Origin of the sequence: Streptomyces sp. NPDC093109, assembly GCF_040701725.1 — a bacterium.
GTDB lineage: Bacteria > Actinomycetota > Actinomycetes > Streptomycetales > Streptomycetaceae > Streptomyces.
Genome location: NZ_JBFBEZ010000044.1, coordinates 19,469 through 36,910, shown reverse-complemented (window position 1 = coordinate 36,910; position 17,442 = coordinate 19,469). Strand labels below are relative to the sequence as shown.

Annotated in this window: 15 protein-coding genes; all 15 read left to right on the top strand. The window is 67.4% G+C overall.

Translation table 11 applies throughout. The features are described from left to right. The first annotated feature begins 313 nt into the window (after window positions 1-313). The 15 genes from typA (at window position 314) to AB0389_RS31110 (ending at window position 17,336) form a co-directional block, all read left to right on the top strand. Window positions 314-2,188, top strand: coding sequence for a translational GTPase TypA (typA, locus tag AB0389_RS31180; protein ID WP_366398874.1), 1,875 nt, complete (start codon window positions 314-316; stop codon window positions 2,186-2,188). 226 nt (window positions 2,189-2,414) lie between these two features. Beyond that, window positions 2,415-2,999, top strand: coding sequence for a hypothetical protein (locus tag AB0389_RS31175; protein ID WP_366398873.1), 585 nt, complete (start codon window positions 2,415-2,417; stop codon window positions 2,997-2,999). 423 nt (window positions 3,000-3,422) lie between these two features. Then, complete coding sequence (locus tag AB0389_RS31170; RefSeq protein WP_366398872.1) at window positions 3,423-5,051, top strand: ABC transporter substrate-binding protein; 1,629 nt, start codon at window positions 3,423-3,425, stop codon at window positions 5,049-5,051. 121 nt (window positions 5,052-5,172) lie between these two features. Beyond that, a complete protein-coding gene (locus AB0389_RS31165; RefSeq protein WP_366398871.1) occupies window positions 5,173-6,102 on the top strand; it encodes an ABC transporter permease in 930 nt (309 codons plus the stop codon). Further along, window positions 6,095-7,060, top strand: a complete 966-nt coding sequence (locus tag AB0389_RS31160) for an ABC transporter permease (RefSeq protein WP_366398870.1) — start codon at window positions 6,095-6,097, stop codon at window positions 7,058-7,060. The genes AB0389_RS31165 and AB0389_RS31160 overlap by 8 nt, the downstream gene beginning before the upstream one ends. A gap of 11 nt (window positions 7,061-7,071) precedes the next feature. Further along, window positions 7,072-8,130: an ABC transporter ATP-binding protein gene (locus AB0389_RS31155; protein ID WP_366398869.1), complete on the top strand. Its 1,059-nt coding sequence runs from the start codon at window positions 7,072-7,074 to the stop codon at window positions 8,128-8,130. Then, window positions 8,123-9,271: a dipeptide ABC transporter ATP-binding protein gene (locus tag AB0389_RS31150; protein WP_366398868.1), complete on the top strand. Its 1,149-nt coding sequence runs from the start codon at window positions 8,123-8,125 to the stop codon at window positions 9,269-9,271. The genes AB0389_RS31155 and AB0389_RS31150 overlap by 8 nt, the downstream gene beginning before the upstream one ends. A gap of 208 nt (window positions 9,272-9,479) precedes the next feature. Continuing rightward, entirely contained in the window at window positions 9,480-11,114 is a 1,635-nt protein-coding gene (locus AB0389_RS31145; protein ID WP_366398867.1) for an ABC transporter substrate-binding protein, read from the top strand. Between the two features lie 77 nt (window positions 11,115-11,191). Then, entirely contained in the window at window positions 11,192-12,115 is a 924-nt protein-coding gene (locus AB0389_RS31140) for an ABC transporter permease (protein ID WP_366398866.1), read from the top strand. Further along, the gene (locus AB0389_RS31135; RefSeq protein WP_366398865.1) at window positions 12,108-13,109 is read left to right on the top strand and encodes an ABC transporter permease; all 1,002 of its coding nucleotides are present in this window, start codon (window positions 12,108-12,110) and stop codon (window positions 13,107-13,109) included. The genes AB0389_RS31140 and AB0389_RS31135 overlap by 8 nt, the downstream gene beginning before the upstream one ends. A gap of 12 nt (window positions 13,110-13,121) precedes the next feature. Further along, entirely contained in the window at window positions 13,122-14,096 is a 975-nt protein-coding gene (locus AB0389_RS31130) for an ABC transporter ATP-binding protein (RefSeq protein ID WP_366398864.1), read from the top strand. Continuing rightward, a complete protein-coding gene (locus AB0389_RS31125; RefSeq protein ID WP_366398863.1) occupies window positions 14,089-15,147 on the top strand; it encodes a dipeptide ABC transporter ATP-binding protein in 1,059 nt (352 codons plus the stop codon). The genes AB0389_RS31130 and AB0389_RS31125 overlap by 8 nt, the downstream gene beginning before the upstream one ends. A 508-nt stretch (window positions 15,148-15,655) precedes the next feature. Next, complete coding sequence (locus AB0389_RS31120) at window positions 15,656-15,850, top strand: DUF2304 family protein (protein WP_114661404.1); 195 nt, start codon at window positions 15,656-15,658, stop codon at window positions 15,848-15,850. 134 nt (window positions 15,851-15,984) lie between these two features. Continuing rightward, a complete protein-coding gene (gene mshB, locus AB0389_RS31115) occupies window positions 15,985-16,926 on the top strand; it encodes an N-acetyl-1-D-myo-inositol-2-amino-2-deoxy-alpha-D-glucopyranoside deacetylase (RefSeq protein WP_366398862.1) in 942 nt (313 codons plus the stop codon). Continuing rightward, entirely contained in the window at window positions 16,923-17,336 is a 414-nt protein-coding gene (locus tag AB0389_RS31110; RefSeq protein WP_366398861.1) for a DUF6113 family protein, read from the top strand. Before mshB ends, AB0389_RS31110 begins: the two co-directional genes overlap by 4 nt. Window positions 17,337-17,442: the final 106 nt, after the last annotated feature.

The window sequence follows — 17,442 nt, the reverse complement described above, 5'->3', positions numbered from 1 at the left end:
GCGGAACGAGGACCGGGCCCGGAGAAGAAAAGCAGGTCAGAGCCGCTTCCCAAGCTCAGAAACCGATCAATTCACTTGCCCGCCGGCCCGTCCGGCGGGCAAGCTCGTACCCGTCCTTGACCCGGGCAGCTCCACCCCTTCACCCCCCACCCCCACCCCACCGTCCCACCGTGACTCAGGTCTCTCCGATCGGGCCGGGAAGCCCCCGACGCCTCAGGCCCGTACCATGGGACTGGCCATGGCGTGTCCGCGCCCGGCGGGCGTACGAGGAAAAACAACGCCGCACCCACGATCGAGAGAAGCGCAAGCCAGCATGCCCACGCGCCATGACATCCGTAACGTCGCCATCGTCGCCCACGTCGACCATGGCAAGACCACTCTGGTCGACGCCATGCTGAAGCAGGCCGGTGCCTTCGCCGCGCACGCCGCCGAGCACCTCGACGACCGGATGATGGACTCGAACGACCTGGAGCGTGAGAAGGGCATCACGATCCTGGCCAAGAACACGGCCGTGAAGTACCACCCGAAGACCGGTGGCGACCCGATCACGATCAACATCATCGACACCCCCGGCCACGCCGACTTCGGCGGCGAGGTCGAGCGCGGTCTGTCGATGGTCGACGCCGTCGTGCTCCTCGTCGACGCCTCCGAGGGCCCGCTGCCGCAGACCCGCTTCGTGCTCCGCAAGGCGCTCCAGGCGAAGATGCCGGTCATCCTCTGCATCAACAAGACGGACCGCCCGGACTCCCGGATCGCCGAGGTCGTCGACGAGACGTACGACCTCTTCCTGGACCTGGACGCGACCGAGGAGCAGATCGAGTTCCCGATCGTCTACGCCTGCGCGCGGGACGGCATCGCCTCGCTGACCAAGCCCGAGGACGGCACCGTCCCGGGGGACAGCGAGAACCTGGAGCCGTTCTTCAACACGATCCTGTCGCACGTCCCGGCTCCGGAGTACGACGAAGAGGCGCCCCTCCAGGCCCATGTCACCAACCTGGACGCGGACAACTTCCTCGGCCGTATCGCGCTGTGCCGCGTCGAGCAGGGCGAGCTGAAGAAGGGGCAGACCGTCACCTGGATCAAGCGTGACGGCACGAAGTCCAACGTCCGTATCACCGAGCTGCTGATGACCGAGGCGCTCACCCGCAAGCCGGCCGAGAAGGCGGGCCCGGGCGACATCTGCGCCATCGCCGGTATCCCGGACATCATGATCGGCGAGACCCTGGCCGACCCGGAGAACCCGATCGCGCTGCCGCTGATCACGGTGGACGAGCCGGCCATCTCGATGACCATCGGCGCCAACACCTCGCCGCTGGTCGGCAAGGGCGGCAAGGGCCACAAGGTCACCGCCCGCCAGGTCAAGGACCGCCTCGACCGCGAGCTGATCGGTAACGTCTCGCTGCGCGTGCTGGACACCGAGCGCCCCGACGCCTGGGAGGTGCAGGGCCGCGGTGAGCTGGCGCTGGCCATCCTGGTCGAGCAGATGCGGCGTGAGGGCTTCGAGCTGACCGTCGGCAAGCCGGAGGTCGTCACCAAGCAGATCGACGGCAAGACGCACGAGCCGATCGAGCGCATGACCATCGACTCCCCCGAGGAGCACCTCGGCCCGATCACCCAGCTGATGGCGACCCGCAAGGGCCGCATGGAGACGATGACCAACCACGGCTCCGGCTGGATCCGCATGGAGTGGATCGTTCCTTCACGCGGGCTGATCGGCTTCCGTACGGAGTTCCTGACCCAGACCCGCGGCACCGGCATCGCGCACTCCATCTTCGAGGGCCACGAGCCGTGGTTCGGCGAGCTGCGCACCCGTCACAACGGCTCGCTGGTGGCGGACCGTTCGGGCACGGTGACGCCGTTCGCGATGGTCAACCTCCAGGAGCGCGGTGTCATCTTCACCGAGGCCGGCACCGAGGTCTACGAGGGCATGATCATCGGCGAGAACTCGCGCGCCGACGACATGGACGTGAACATCACCAAGGAGAAGAAGCTCACCAACATGCGTGCCGCCTCCGCGGACACCACGGAGAACGTGGTGCCGGCCAGGAAGCTGTCGCTGGAGCAGTCCCTGGAGTTCTGCCGCGACGACGAGTGCATCGAGGTGACCCCGGAGACCGTCCGTATCCGCAAGGTCGTCCTCGACCAGAAGCTGCGCGGTCGCGCGGCCTCGCGCGCCAAGCACGGCTGACTCGGTTTTTTTGACGGGCCCGGTTACTCCACGGTTGGAGTAACCGGGCCGTTCCTATGCGGAGACCGGAGTGCGATTTGTGAAGCATTGACGTGGTCACCTCATGTAAACCTCAAATGAGTGGAGCTTGGTTACGAGGTGGTGAATAATCGTTTCCCCACCAGGTTGGGGTGGGTGGGACTTTATGTCTCTGATTTTCATATTTGTCTAGCAAAAGGGGTAAGTGATGCGCAAGTTGATCGCTCTCTCGCTCGCGGGGGCGGCGGTGTCTTTCGCCATGGCCACTCCGGCCGTAGCTGCGCCGATGGCCAACGACCCTATGTGCAACCCCGGGGCCACCAAGCTGACGTGGACGTCGGTGAGCAAGTCGTGGGTCGTGACGCATCGGAAGGTGTTGGAGAATTACACCGGCGGCGTCGTGACGAAGACCTTTAGTACGAAGAAGGTCAATGAGGTAACGGCGTCCGTGACGGCGACGGCGGGTACCAAGGTGAGCGGGAAGGTCGCGATTGCCAGCCTTGAGGCGAACGTGGGTCTTGAGCTCAAGGCCGAGGGTAAGCGGACCAGCACCAAGGAAGAGACGGTGAAGTACGAGCTGTCGAAGAAGGGCACCTACGTGTTCTTCCACGGCACGAAGAAGGCGTCCGGTTACTACACTCAGTACCGCTGCGACAGGGGTACCAAGTGGGTCAAGACGGAGAGGTACGGCAAGGTGAAGTCGTGGACGAGTGACGTCGAGGGTGGCCTCCGCTGCGGTGACTCCGTGCCCAAGACGTCGTTGGCGGCGACGGCGAAGAAGAAGTACTGCTGACTTCTGGTTGATGCGCTCCATACCCCGGCCGCCTCGCGTTCCTGCGCGGGCGCGGCCGGGGTGTCCGTTTTCTATGGTTTGGTGCGATACTTGTTCGCCCGCCCGGCGTTCGCATAGCGAACCGTTATCTCCGGAGCGCGTGTTAACAGTCCGTTTCGCGGGTGTCTGTCTGTGCTCCCTTTGTCCGTATTTCGGGCGGGCGCGGCGTGGCATGTTGTCAAAACGAGACTATTTAACTGTGGTTTACGGCCCTGCCGTACTTAATAGTTGGCCATTGAGCTCGGGTCAATGAGTCATGCGCTGTGGGGCGCGCACCGACTCACGAGCACACTCGGGGCTACTCGAAGCGGCTGCAGGCAGGGGTGTCTGCGCGCGTAGATATGCCCCTCTTGATGTGACTAGTGGACTCATGAGGAGGAACCCATGCGTGGTGGCAAGAGCGCCAAGTGGGTAGTCGGTGCGATTGTTGTGGCTCTGTCGGCGACTGCCTGTGGTGGCGGTAGCAAGGATGACGACAGCAGCAACTCGGCTTCGAAGGAGAAGGGCAAGCCTGCCGGCTACATCTCCATGGACAACGGAGAGCCGCAGAAGCCGTTGATCCCGGCCGACACCAACGAGTCGGTTGGCTCCAACGTCATCCGGTCGCTGTTCACCCAGCTCCTTGAGTTCGACAAGGACGGCGGGATCGTCTACACGAACGCCGAGTCGGTGACGTCCAAGGACTCCAAGACCTGGACGGTCAAGCTCAAGCCGGGCTGGAAGTTCCACGACGGCACCCCGGTGACCGCCGAGTCCTACGTCAAGGCGTGGAACTGGTACTCCAACGTCGACAACAAGATGCAGAACTCCTTCTGGTTCTCCGACATCGCCGGCTACTCCGACGTCCACCCGGACAAGGGCGCCGCGAAGACCGAGACGATGAAGGGCCTGAAGGTCGTCGACGACACGACCTTCACCATCGAGCTGACCGGTCCGGTCCCGTACTTCGAGTACAAGCTCGGCTACCAGACCTTCGCCCCGCTGCCCGAGGCCTTCTACAAGGACCCCAAGGCGTTCGGCCAGTCCCCGATCGGCAACGGCCCCTACATCTTCGAGAAGTGGGACCACAAGAAGCTCATCCAGGTCAAGGCGAACCCTGACTACCAGGGTCCGAACAAGGCCAAGAATAAGGGCATCCTCTTCAAGAACTACGCGACCATCGAGGCCGCGTACCAGGACCTCCTGTCCGGCAACCTGGACCTGGTCAAGCAGGTCGGCCCGCAGGACCTGCCGAAGTACAAGTCGGACCTCGGTGACCGGGTCATCGACGAGGCGTGGGCCGGCCTCCAGTTCCTTACGCCGGTGTTCTACTCGAAGACCTTCAAGGGCGTCGACCCCAAGGTCGTTCAGGGCCTGTCGATGGCGATCGACCGCAAGACGATCACCGACAAGGTCCTCAACGGCACCCGCAAGCCGGCCACCAGCTTCACTCCGCCGGGGGTTGCCGGTCACCAGGAGCTGGACACCGACGTCTTCACGTTCGACCCCGCGAAGGCGAAGAAGCTCGTCGCCGACAACGGTGGCATCCCGGGCAACAAGATGTGGATCCAGTACAACGCCGACGGCGGCCACAAGGAGTGGGTGACCGCGGTCTGCGAGTCGATCCGCAACTCCACCGGGGTGGACTGCATCCCGGACGCCAAGCCGGACTTCCAGACCGACCTGGAGGCGCGTGACGCCAAGCAGGTCAAGTCCGCGTACCGCGGTGGCTGGGTCGCCGACTACCCGGTGAACGTCAACTTCATGAAGGAGCTGTTCGCCACCGGCGCCGAGGCCAACACCGGCTTCTTCTCGGACAAGGAGGTTGACGCCGCCTTCAAGAAGGGCGACAACGCCGAGTCCCTGGACGCGTCGGTCAAGGGTTACCAGGAGGCCGAGAAGCTCCTCCTGGAGAAGATGCCGTCGATCCCGCTGTGGGAGTACAAGACCAACGGTGGCTACTCCAAGTCGGTCGACAATGTGGCGATCGACTTCCACGGTGACTACGTCCTCACCGACGTCACGGTCAAGTAGCCGGCCTCCGGGCCATCCCCCACTCGGTCATCAGCCGCCCCCGACGGGGCGGTAGACCCCGGGGCCGCTTCCCGCACCAAGGGGAGCGGCCCCGGGCTCTGTAGTTCAATCGGAGGCACACATGGGGCGTTATGTCGCGAGGCGACTGCTCCAGATGATCCCGGTCTTCATCGGGTCAACCCTGCTGGTCTTCTCCATGATGTACGCGCTGCCCGGCGACCCAGTGCGCGCGCTCGCGGGGGAGCAGGCCGTCGACCCGGCGCAGATCGCGGCGATGAAGAAGGACCTCGGTCTCGACCTGCCGCTCTGGCATCAGTACTGGAACTATCTGACCGGCCTGCTCCAGGGCGACTTCGGCACCCAGATCGCCAGCGGCCAGCCCGTCGCCGACATCATCGCCGACGCGTTCCCGATCACGGCCCGGCTGACGATTTTCGCCTTCGCCTTCACGGTGGTCGTGGGCATTTCCATGGGGGTCTTCGCGGGACTGAAGGCCGACTCGCTGCGGGACCGCGCGCTGCTCATGCTGACGCTCCTGCTGATCTCGGTCCCGTCCTTCGTGCTCGCCTTCCTCGGCCGGTACCTCTTCGCCTTCGAACTCGGCTGGGTGGCCCCCAACGTGAGCGGCGACCCCAGCTGGGACGAACTGATCCTGCCCGCCGTCGTCCTCGGCTCGCTCTCCCTGGCGTATGTCGCGCGGCTGACGCGTACCTCGGTCGCGGAGAACCTGCGCTCCGACTACATGCGCACCGCCGTAGCCAAGGGCCTGCCACGCCGCCGGATCATCGGCGTCCACCTGCTGCGCAACTCCATGATCCCCGTGGTGACCTTCCTCGGTACGGACCTCGGCGCCCTGATGGGCGGCGCGGTGGTCACCGAAGGCATCTTCAACGTCAAGGGCGTCGGCTGGAGTGTGTTCGGCGCGCTCAAGCAGCGCGAGGGCGCCACGGTGGTCGGAATCGTCACCCTGATCGTGATCGTCTATCTCGTCGCCAGCCTTCTCGTCGACCTGCTCTACGCGGTCCTGGACCCGAGGATCCGTTATGCCTGAGACCTTGAAGGACACCGAGGCGGCCAAAGGCGCCACGACGGAAGCCACGGCCGACGCGCTCACCGCGCCCGCCGTGGCGAACGCGAAGGCCGAGAAGCCCCGCAGCCTCTGGTCGGACGCCTGGCACGATCTGCGGCGCAACCCGCTCTTCGTCGCCTCCGCCCTCCTGATTGCGATCCTGGCGGTGATGGCGGCCTTCCCGCAGCTCTTCACCAGCGCGGACCCGCGCTACGCCGACCTCGCCAACCACTACCTCCAGAAGCCCAACTGGACGCATTTCTTCAAGGAGGACTGGTTCGGCTACAACGTACAGGGCCGGTCGATCTACGCGCGCGTCATTTATGGCGCCCGTAACTCGATCCTGGTCGCTGTCGTCGTCACCGCGCTCGTCACCGTGCTCGGCACCACCGTCGGGATGCTCGCCGGCTACTTCGGCGGCCTGGCCGACACACTGCTCTCGCGGGTCACGGACATCTTCTTCGCCGTTCCGTTCACCCTCGGCGCGATGGTCGTCCTGACCTCCTTCGAGGAGCGCTCGGTCTGGGTCGTGATCCTGTCGCTGGCCTTCCTCGGCTGGACGCAGATCGCCCGTGTCGCCCGCGGTTCGGTGCTCACCATCAAGCAGGCGGACTACGTGATGGCGGCCAAGGCGCTCGGCGCCTCGACCAGCCGGATCCTGCTCCGCCACATCCTGCCCAACGCGATCGCGCCGGTGATCGTCGTCGCGACCATCTCGCTCGGCGGCTACATCGGCTCCGAGGCCACCCTGTCCTTCCTGGGCATCGGCCTCGCCGAACCGGCGGTCTCGTGGGGCGTCGACATCTCCTCCGGCCAGGAACAGCTGCGCAACGCCGCGTTCGTACTGATCATTCCGTCGGTCATGGTGTCGATCACTGTTCTCGCGTTCATCATGCTCGGCGATGCGGTACGCAACGCCCTCGATCCCAAACTGCGCTGAGGGAGGCACATATGACCATCACCGACATGACGGCGGACGCCCCCTCCCCGCGCGGCGCGAACAAGAACGGCGACACGCTGCTCGAAGTCCGTGACCTGCACGTGGAGTTCCACACCCGGGACGGTGTGGCCAAGGCGGTCAACGGCGTCAACTACAGCGTCGCCGCCGGTGAGACGCTCGCCGTGCTCGGCGAGTCGGGCTCCGGCAAGTCCGTGACCGCACAGGCGATCATGGGCATCCTGGACATGCCGCCGGGCCGTATCCCCAAGGGAGAGATCCTCTTCCGCGGGCAGGACATGCTCAAGATGAGCAACGAGGAGCGCCGGCTGATCCGCGGCCGGAAGATCGCCATGATCTTCCAGGACGCGCTCTCCTCGCTCAACCCCGTGCTCTCCGTCGGCTACCAGCTCGGCGAGATGTTCCGGGTGCACCAGGGCCTCTCCAAGAAGGAGGCCAGGGCCAAGTCCATCGAGCTGATGGACCGGGTGCGCATCCCGGCGGCGAAGGAGCGGGTCAACGACTACCCGCACCAGTTCTCTGGCGGTATGCGCCAGCGCATCATGATCGCCATGGCGCTGGCCCTGGAGCCCGACCTGATCATCGCGGACGAGCCGACCACCGCGCTCGACGTGACGGTCCAGGCCCAGGTCATGGATCTGCTCGCGGAGCTCCAGCGCGAGTACAACATGGGCCTGATCCTGATCACCCACGACCTCGGCGTCGTCGCCGATGTCGCGGACAAGATCGCGGTGATGTACGGCGGCCGGATCGTCGAGACCGCCCCGGTGCGCGAGCTGTACAAGCGCCCCGCGCACCCGTACACGCGGGGGCTGCTCGACTCGATCCCGCGCCTGGACCAGAAGGGCCAGGAGCTGTACGCGATCAAGGGTCTGCCGCCCAACCTCACGCGGATTCCCGCCGGTTGCGCCTTCAACCCGCGCTGTCCCGCGGCCCAGGACATCTGCCGTACGGACATCCCGGTGCTGCACCAGGTCACCGAGGCGGACGGGGCCGAGCTGACGGGCCGCGGCAGCGCGTGCCACTTCTGGAAGGAGACGATTCATGGCTGAGCCGAAGGAGCGTGGCGAGGCCGTGGACGCCACCCCGAACGTGACCGAGGTGGACGTGGTCGACGCGGCCACCGAGGACGCCGCCATCGCCGCCGTCGAGGCGCCGGTGGAGCGGGGCGAACCGATCCTCCAGGTCCGTAACCTCGTCAAACACTTCCCGCTGACCCAGGGCATCCTGTTCAAGAAACAGGTCGGCGCGGTCAAGGCCGTGGACGGGATCTCGTTCGACCTCTACCAGGGGGAGACCCTCGGTATCGTCGGCGAGTCCGGCTGCGGCAAGTCCACGGTCGCCAAGCTGCTGATGATGCTGGAGACGGCGACCGCCGGCGAGGTCTTCTTCAAGGGCCAGGACATCACCAAGCTGTCCGGGCGCGCGCTGAAGGCGGTCCGCAGGAACATCCAGATGGTGTTCCAGGACCCGTACACCTCGCTCAACCCCCGGATGACCGTCGGCGACATCATCGGCGAGACCTTCGACATCCATCCGGACGTGGCGCCCAAGGGCGACCGCCGGCGCCGGGTCCAGGAGCTGCTGGATGTCGTCGGGCTCAACCCGGAGTACATCAACCGCTATCCGCACCAGTTCTCCGGCGGCCAGCGCCAGCGCATCGGGATCGCGCGCGGACTCGCGCTCAACCCCGAGATCATCATCTGCGACGAGCCGGTCTCGGCGCTGGACGTCTCCGTGCAGGCCCAGGTGATCAACCTGATGGCGAAGCTCCAGGACGAGTTCAACCTCTCGTACCTCTTCATCGCGCACGACCTGTCGATCGTCCGGCACATCTCCGACCGGGTCGGCGTGATGTACCTGGGCAAGATGGCCGAGATCGGTACGGACACCCAGATCTACGACCACCCGACGCACCCCTACACCCAGGCGCTGCTGTCGGCGGTCCCGGTGCCCGACCCGGAGGCCCGCGAGGGCCGCGAGCGGATCATCCTGAGCGGCGATGTCCCGTCGCCGGCGAATCCGCCGTCCGGCTGCCGCTTCCGCACCCGCTGCTGGAAGGCGCAGGACAAGTGCTCCACGGAGGTGCCGCTGCTGGCGATTCCCGAGCGCTTCAAGGGCTCGGACAGCGAGGCCGCGCACGAGTCGGCGTGCCACTTCGCGGAGGAGAAGGACGTCGTCCACGCGGCATGACGGCCTGACAGCGACACGAACGCGGGCGGTGTCCGGAACCGGGAGGTGACGGACACCGCCCGCACTCGTCTGTCCGCCGTGTTGCCCGCCGTGATGTGCATACATTCGGATGATTTCTCCCCTGGATGGGGGTATCTCCCGCGCGAAGGGTGTTCCGCCGTCCGATATTGGCTCCTACGGATCGGCAGCACATCTGAGGAGCCACTTCATGCGGGCAGTTGCACGTACCAGATGGGCCGCCGGTGTGCTCGGTGTCGCGCTCACCGCGGCGGGCTGCGGCGGCGGGGGCAGTGGCGGCGGCAGCGGCGGGGGCGCCGACGGCGTGGTGCGCTCCTCGTGGGGCGATCCGCAGAATCCGCTGGAGCCGGCGAACACCAACGAGGTCCAGGGCGGCAAGGTCCTCGACATGATCTTCCGGGGTCTCGTCCGGTACAACCCGAAGACCGGCAAGGCGGAGAACGCGGTCGCGGAGAAGATCGAGACCAAGGACTCGACCGACTTCGCCGTCACCGTCAAGGACGGCTGGACCTTCAGCAACGGGGAGAAGGTCACCGCGAAGTCCTTCGTGGACGCCTGGAACTACGGCGCCGACCTCAGGAACAACCAGAAGAACGCCTACTTCTTCCAGTACATCGACGGATACGACAAGGTCCACCCGGAGACGGGAACGCCCACCGCCCGGACGCTCTCCGGACTGAAGGTCACCGGGCCGCGCACCTTCACCGTCAAACTGTCGCAGCGCTTCTCCACCTGGCCCGACACCCTCGGGTACGCGGCGTTCGCGCCGCTGCCCCGGGCGTTCTACGACGACCACGCGGCCTGGCTCGCCAAGCCCGTCGGCAACGGCCCGTACGCGGTGCGGAACTACACCAGGGGCTCCGAGATGTCACTGCGGACCTGGAAGGGCTACCCGGGCCCCGACAAGGCCGTCAACGGCGGCGTGGACCTGAAGGTCTACACCGACAACAACACCGCCTACACCGATCTGGTCGCCGGCAACCTCGACCTCGTCGACGACGTCCCGGCCGCCCAGCTGAAGAACGCCAAGGCCGACCTGAACGGCCGCTACATCAACACCCCGGCCGGCATCATCCAGACCCTGGCCTTCCCGTACTACAACAAGGCGTGGAACACCCCGAAGGCCGCCAAGGTCCGCACCGGGCTCTCCCGGGCCATCAACCGGAAGCAGATCACCGAGACCATCTTCCAGAAGACCCGCACCCCGGCGACCGACTGGACCTCCCCGGTGCTCGGCGCCGACGGCGGCTACAAGGCGGGGCTCTGCGGCTCGGCGTGCGAGTACGACCCGGCCGCCGCCAAGAAGCTCGTCCAGGAGGGCGGCGGCATCCCCGGCGGCCGGCTCAAGATCACGTACAACGCCGACACCGGCTCCCACAAGGCGTGGGTCGACGCCGTCTGCAACAGCATCAACAACGCGCTGGGCAACGACAAGGCGTGCGTGGGCAGTCCGGTGGGCACCTTCGCCGACTACCGCAACCAGATCGCCCAGAAGAAGCTCAGGGGCCCGTTCCGGGCGGGCTGGCAGATGGACTACCCGCTCATCCAGAACTTCCTCCAGCCGCTCTACTACACCAACGCCTCGTCCAACGACGGCAAGTGGAGCGACCCCCGGTTCGACAAGCTGGTCAACGAGGCCAACGCCGAGACCGACAAGAAGGCCGCCATCAGCAAGTTCCAGCAGGCCGAGGAGGTCGTCAGGGACCAGATGGCGGCCATCCCGCTCTGGTACCAGAACGGCAGCGCCGGATACGCCGAGCGCCTCTCCCACGTCGAGCTGAACCCCTTCAGCGTCCCCGTCTACAACGAGATCAAGGTCGGCTGACCTGACGAGATCAAGGTCGGCTGACCTGACGGGAACAAGGCCGGCCGACCTCCGCCGCACACAGGACAGGAGCCGTCATGGGACGCTATGTGATCCGGCGCCTGCTGCAGATGATCCCCGTCTTCATCGGCGCCACCCTGCTGATCTTCCTGATGGTCAATGTGATGGGCGACCCCATCGCGGGCCTCTGCGGCGACCGGACCTGCGATCCGGCCACCGAGGCCCAACTCCGCCGGGACTTCGGCCTCGACAAGCCCGTCTGGCGGCAGTACCTGACCTATATGGGCCATGTCTTCACCGGGGACTTCGGCACGGCCTTCAACGGACAGAAGGTCATCGACCTGATGGCCACCGCCTTCCCGATCACCCTCCGGCTGACGCTCGTCGCCATCGCCTTCGAGATCGTCTTCGGGATCGTCCTCGGAGTGCTCACCGGGCTGCGCCGGGGCCGCCCGGTGGACACCTCCGTACTGATGCTGACCCTGGTGGTCATCGCCGTACCGACCTTCGTCACCGGCCTGCTGGCACAGCTGCTGTTCGGCGTGAAGTGGCGGATCGTCGAGCCGTCGGTCTCCGCCTCGGCGCCGCTCGGCGAGCTGATCCTGCCGGGGCTGGTGCTCGCCTCGGTCTCGCTGGCCTACGTCACCCGGCTGACCCGTTCCTCGATCGCCGAGAACGTCCGCTCCGACTACGTCCGTACGGCCGTCGCCAAAGGGCTGCCCCGGCACCGGGTGATCACCCGGCATCTGCTGCGCAACTCGCTGATCCCGGTGGTCACCTTCATCGGTACGGACATCGGCGCGCTGATGGGCGGCGCGATCGTCACCGAGCGGATCTTCAACATCCACGGGGTCGGCTTCCAGCTCTACCAGGGCATCCTGCGCCAGAACACGCAGACCGTCGTCGGCTTCGTGACCGTGCTCGTCATCGTCTTCCTCGTGGCGAATCTGCTGGTCGACCTGTTGTACGCCGTTCTCGACCCGAGGATCCGGTATGCCTGAGCCGCAGCGTTCCAGCCACCCGGACGATCACGGAGCGATCGCGGCCACCGGCGCGGGCGCCGCCATGGACCTCGCCACCAGCGAGGGCGGCACCCTGGAGCGGGGAGCGGGCGGACCTGACGGCGGGCCGGGCGGCGGGCCCGAGAGCAGGCCGCGCAGCCTCTGGTCGGACGCCTGGCGCGATCTGCGTCGCAGTCCCGTCTTCCTCGTCTCCGGGCTGATCATCCTCTTTCTGGTGATCATCTCGATCTGGCCGTCGCTGATCGCCAGTGGCAACCCGCTCTCCTGCGATCTCGCCAGGGCACAGGAGGGATCCCGGCCCGGCCACCCGTTCGGCTTCGACGGGCAGGGCTGCGACGTCTATACGCGTACCGTCCACGGCGCCCGTACCTCGGTGGTCGTCGGCGTTCTCGCCAGCCTGGGCGTCGCCGTCGCGGGCTCCGTCCTCGGCGGTCTCGCGGGCTTCTTCGGCGGCCCCTGGGACGCGGTCCTCTCCCGGCTCACCGACATCTTCTTCGGCATCCCGGTGGTCCTCGGCGGTCTGGTGCTGCTCTCCGTGGTCACCAGCGCCACCGTCTGGCCGGTGATCGGCTTCATGGTGCTGCTCGGCTGGCCGCAGATCTCGCGGATCGCCCGGGGCTCCGTCATCACCGTCAAACAGAACGACTTCGTCCAGGCGGCGCGGGCGCTCGGCGCGTCCAACACGCGGATGCTGCTGCGGCACGTCCTGCCCAACGCGATCGCCCCGGTGATCGTCGTGGCGACCATCGCGCTGGGCACGTTCATCGCGCTGGAGGCGACCCTCTCCTACCTCGGCGTCGGGCTCAAACCGCCCACCGTGTCCTGGGGGATCGACATCTCCGACGCCTCGCCGTACATCCGCAACGCCCCGCACATGCTGCTCTGGCCCGCCGGCGCGCTGGCCGTGACCGTACTCGCGTTCATCATGCTCGGCGACGCGGTGCGCGACGCCCTCGACCCCAAGCTGCGCTGAGGAGCCCCGCACATGCTGCTCGAAGTACGCGACCTCCAGGTCGAGTTCCGCACCCGCGACGGCGTCGCCAGGGCCGTCAACGGCGTGACGTACGCGGTCGGGGCGGGCGAGACGCTCGCCGTGCTGGGGGAGTCGGGCTCCGGCAAGTCCGTCACCGCGCAGGCGATCATGGGCATCCTCGACTCGCCGCCCGGCCGGATCACCGGCGGTGAGGTGCTCTTCCAGGGCCGGGACCTGCTGAAGCTCAAGGAGGAGCAGCGGCGGCGGGTACGGGGCGCCGAACTGGCGATGATCTTCCAGGACGCGCTGTCCTCGCTCAACCCCGTGCTCACCGTGGGCGCCCAGCTCGGTGAGATGTTCACCGTCCACCGGGGGCTGAACCGCAGAGCGGCGAAGGCGCGGGCCGTCGAGCTGATGGACCGGGTGCGCATTCCGGCGGCGAAGGAGCGGGTCAACGACTATCCGCACCAGTTCTCCGGCGGGATGCGCCAGCGCATCATGATCGCGATGGCGCTCGCGCTGGAGCCCGCCCTGATCATCGCCGACGAGCCCACCACCGCGCTCGATGTGACCGTCCAGGCCCAGGTCATGGATCTCCTGGCGGAGCTGCGGCGGGAGCTGGACATGGGGCTCATCCTCATCACCCACGATCTGGGGGTGGTCGCCGACGTCGCCGACCGGATCGCCGTCATGTACGCGGGCCGGATCGTCGAGACGGCCCCCGTCCACGACATCTACCGGGCGCCCGCCCATCCGTACACCCGCGGGCTGCTGGAGTCGATCCCGCGCCTGGACCAGAAGGGCCGGGAGCTGTACGCGATCAAGGGCCTGCCGCCGAACCTGCTGCACATCCCGCCCGGCTGCGCGTTCAACCCGCGCTGCCCGATGGCCCAGGACATCTGCCGTACGGAGGTGCCCCCGCTCTTCGACGCCGGCGGCGGCAGGCGCAGCGCCTGCTTCTTCTGGAAGGAGACCCTCGATGGCTGAGCCCGCGGCCGAGCCCATCCTGGAGGTCAGGGACCTGGTCAAGCACTATCCGCTGACCCGGGGCGTCCTCCGCCGGAAGCAGATCGGCGCCGTCCGGGCGGTGGACGGCGTCTCGTTCGACCTGGCGCCCGGCGAGACCCTCGGCATCGTGGGGGAGTCCGGCTGCGGCAAGTCGACCGTGGCGAAGACGCTGGTGAACCTGGAACGGCCCACGTCCGGGGCGATCCGCTACAAGGGCGAGGACATCACCAAGCTGTCCGGGCGGGCGCTGAAGGCGGTCCGCAGGAACATCCAGATGGTGTTCCAGGACCCGTACACCTCGCTCAACCCCCGGATGACCGTGGGCGACATCATCGGGGAGCCGTACGAGATCCATCCCGAGGTGGCGCCGAGGGGGGACCGGCGGCGCCGGGTGCGGGAGCTGCTGGACGTGGTCGGGCTCAACCCGGAGTACATCAACCGCTATCCGCACCAGTTCTCCGGCGGCCAGCGCCAGCGCATCGGGATCGCCCGGGGGCTCGCGCTGCGGCCGGAGATCATCGTCGCGGACGAGCCGGTCTCGGCGCTCGACGTCTCCGTCCAGGCGCAGGTGATCAACCTGATGGAGCGGCTCCAGGCCGAGTTCGGCCTCGCGTACCTCTTCATCGCGCACGACCTGTCGATCGTCCGCCACATCTCGGACCGGGTCGGGGTGATGTATCTGGGCCGGCTCGCCGAGATCGGCCCGGACGCGGCGATCTACGACCATCCGACGCACCCGTACACCCAGGCGCTGCTCTCGGCGGTACCACTGCCCGACCCCACGGCCCGCGAACACCGCGACCGGATCATTCTTTCGGGTGATGTTCCCTCACCGGCGAATCCCCCGTCCGGCTGCCGCTTCCGCACCCGCTGCTGGAAGGCGCGGGACCGGTGCGTGGTGGAGGTGCCCGAGCTGGCGGTCCCGGCGGTCTTCCGCGACCGGGAGGGGCCCGCGGCGCATCCGTCGGCGTGCCATTTCGCGGCGGAGCGGCAGACCGTACCGACACCACCTGAGACGGACGAAACGTAATAAAGCACATCAATTTCGTTAACACGCAGGCAACTTCGCCGACGCCTCTCCGATATACGGACCCGTCAGTCTGAATGACGTACGGCCGTGCGGGTGCCGTAAACCGGCCGGGACTTCCAGGAGTCCCGGCCGGTTGCACGCGTGCCCGCGGGCGTGGCGGGTGCGCGGGCCGGTGGGCGTCCGCGGCGGCTCCGGTGTCTCCCGGGGCCCCTCTTTTTCAAGATCTTTTCTGGCTCCCGAGCGGGCAAAATCCTGCGTGGGCGACGCGTCGCGGCGGTGGGCGGAATAATCCGTTCCGGAGCCCTGACGTGGGACGAAACCAACCGGCCCGAATCCGTGCGACCCACCTCGCCGAGCGCGCGCCAGCCCGTGCGCCCCCGTGTGCTGCTGTGCACCGATCGATGCGTATCCACGGATAGTTATGATCCCTAGCGATAGCTGGGTATGAATCTGCCGGGCACATGCATGCTGCGTCTTCCCGACTGAATATCTATGGAGGTGAACCGCCGTGGCACTCTCGATTTCCGTGGTGGTGCTGCTGGCGATCGTCGTCTTCCTGCTGGTCCGGAAGTCCGGGCTGAAAGCGGGGCACGCGGTGGTCTGCATGCTGCTCGGGTTCTACATGGCCAGTTCCTCCATCGCCCCCACCATCAGCGAACTCACCACGAACGTGGCGGGGATGATCGGCGGCCTCAAGTTCTAGTGCCCCTCGCGGCACTGGAAGCGCCCTTCGGAAGGCCCGCCCTCCCCGGTACCGGCGCCACCCACCGCTCCCTCGGCCGACACCACCGCCCACTGGCCGAGGGGCCGGTTTGTCATGCCTCGTAGGCTGTCCCCATGACCGATCTCCCCGCCCGCCGTCTGCTGCTCGTCCACGCACACCCCGACGACGAGACGATCAACAACGGCGCCACCATGGCCAGGTACGCGGCCGACGGCGCCCTCGTCACCCTGGTGACCTGCACCCTCGGCGAGGAGGGCGAGGTCATCCCGGCCGGACTCGCCCACCTGGCGGCCGACCGCGACGACCGCCTCGGCGAGCACCGCATCGGTGAACTCGCCGACGCGATGCGCGAACTGGGCGTCACCGATCACCGCTTCCTCGGCGGGCCCGGCAGGTACCGGGACTCCGGGATGATGGGCCTCGCGCAGAACGACCGCGCCAACGCCTTCTGGCAGGCGGACCTCGACGAGGCCGCCGGCCATCTCGTGGCGGTGATCCGCGAGCTCCGCCCGCAGGTGCTGGTCGCGTACGACCCGAACGGCGGCTACGGCCACCCCGACCACATCCAGGCCCACCGCGTCGCCATGCGCGCCGCGGAACTGGCCGCCGACAGCGGTTTCGAGCCCGGTCTCGGCGCCCCGCACGCCCTCGACAAGATCTACTGGAACCGGATCCCGCGCTCCGTCGCCGAGGAGGGCTTCGCCCGGATGCGCGCGACGGACAGCAGCTTCTTCGGCATCGCCGACGTCGACGACCTCCCGGGCGTGGTCCCCGACGCGGACATCACCGCGGCGATCGACGGCGCGCCCTACCGGGACCGCAAGTCCGCCGCCATGCGCGCCCACGCCACGCAGATCGCCGTGGACGGACCGTTCTTCGCGCTCTCCAACGACCTCGGCCAGCCGATCTTCGCCGCCGAGTACTACCAGCTGGTGCACGGCGCGTCCGGCGCGCCCGCGGGGGAGTGGGAGACCGATCTCTTCGCGGGAGTCGCCGGGGTTCCCGGTGCCGCCGAGGAGCCGGGGAACGCGGGGGCTCCGGGGACGAGCGCGTGAGCGGGCAGCAGCCGGGCGGGTTCCTCGCGCGCCCTGTCCGGCTCAGACCGGGCCGTATCGCCGGGTACTTCGCGCTCGGCGTCCTCGGCGTGCTCGTCGGCATCGCCGGGGCGGTCGCCCAAGGCGGCTGGTTCCCCGGCGGCTTGGTCCTCGCGCTGCTGGCCACCGCCGGGCTCTTCTACGGCGGGCTGCGCGCCACCGGCACCCAACTCGGCGTCGGCGCGCCCGCCGCGGGCTGGCTCATCGCCACGATCTGGCTGAGCGTCGGCCGGGCGGAGGGCGACGCGGCCTTCGCCGCGGGCCTCGGACCGCTGATCTTCCTGTTCGGCGGGATGGTGGTGGCTGTGATGTGTGCCACGATGTCGCGGTTGCCGCAACCGGGCACTCAGTCCGCACGTATGGGGAAGTGACGCGCCAGGCCCCCGCCGAATTGACCTCGGCCGGACGGTCGGCAAGCATCCCGCTTGCCGTGCTCGTCCGGTCTCCTCCGGCGGAGGCCAGTATGGTGGTGCGCGC

Excerpts from the sequence above, each read along its gene's own strand:
- typA (WP_366398874.1), top strand. The coding sequence starts at position 314 with ATGCCCACGCGCCATGACATCCGTAACGTCGCCATCGTCGCCCACGTC.
- AB0389_RS31175 (WP_366398873.1), top strand. The coding sequence starts at position 2,415 with ATGCGCAAGTTGATCGCTCTCTCGCTCGCGGGGGCGGCGGTGTCTTTC.
- AB0389_RS31170 (WP_366398872.1), top strand. The coding sequence starts at position 3,423 with ATGCGTGGTGGCAAGAGCGCCAAGTGGGTAGTCGGTGCGATTGTTGTG.
- AB0389_RS31165 (WP_366398871.1), top strand. The coding sequence starts at position 5,173 with ATGGGGCGTTATGTCGCGAGGCGACTGCTCCAGATGATCCCGGTCTTC.
- AB0389_RS31160 (WP_366398870.1), top strand. The coding sequence starts at position 6,095 with ATGCCTGAGACCTTGAAGGACACCGAGGCGGCCAAAGGCGCCACGACG.
- AB0389_RS31155 (WP_366398869.1), top strand. The coding sequence starts at position 7,072 with ATGACCATCACCGACATGACGGCGGACGCCCCCTCCCCGCGCGGCGCG.
- AB0389_RS31150 (WP_366398868.1), top strand. The coding sequence starts at position 8,123 with ATGGCTGAGCCGAAGGAGCGTGGCGAGGCCGTGGACGCCACCCCGAAC.
- AB0389_RS31145 (WP_366398867.1), top strand. The coding sequence starts at position 9,480 with ATGCGGGCAGTTGCACGTACCAGATGGGCCGCCGGTGTGCTCGGTGTC.
- AB0389_RS31140 (WP_366398866.1), top strand. The coding sequence starts at position 11,192 with ATGGGACGCTATGTGATCCGGCGCCTGCTGCAGATGATCCCCGTCTTC.
- AB0389_RS31135 (WP_366398865.1), top strand. The coding sequence starts at position 12,108 with ATGCCTGAGCCGCAGCGTTCCAGCCACCCGGACGATCACGGAGCGATC.
- AB0389_RS31130 (WP_366398864.1), top strand. The coding sequence starts at position 13,122 with ATGCTGCTCGAAGTACGCGACCTCCAGGTCGAGTTCCGCACCCGCGAC.
- AB0389_RS31125 (WP_366398863.1), top strand. The coding sequence starts at position 14,089 with ATGGCTGAGCCCGCGGCCGAGCCCATCCTGGAGGTCAGGGACCTGGTC.
- mshB (WP_366398862.1), top strand. The coding sequence starts at position 15,985 with ATGACCGATCTCCCCGCCCGCCGTCTGCTGCTCGTCCACGCACACCCC.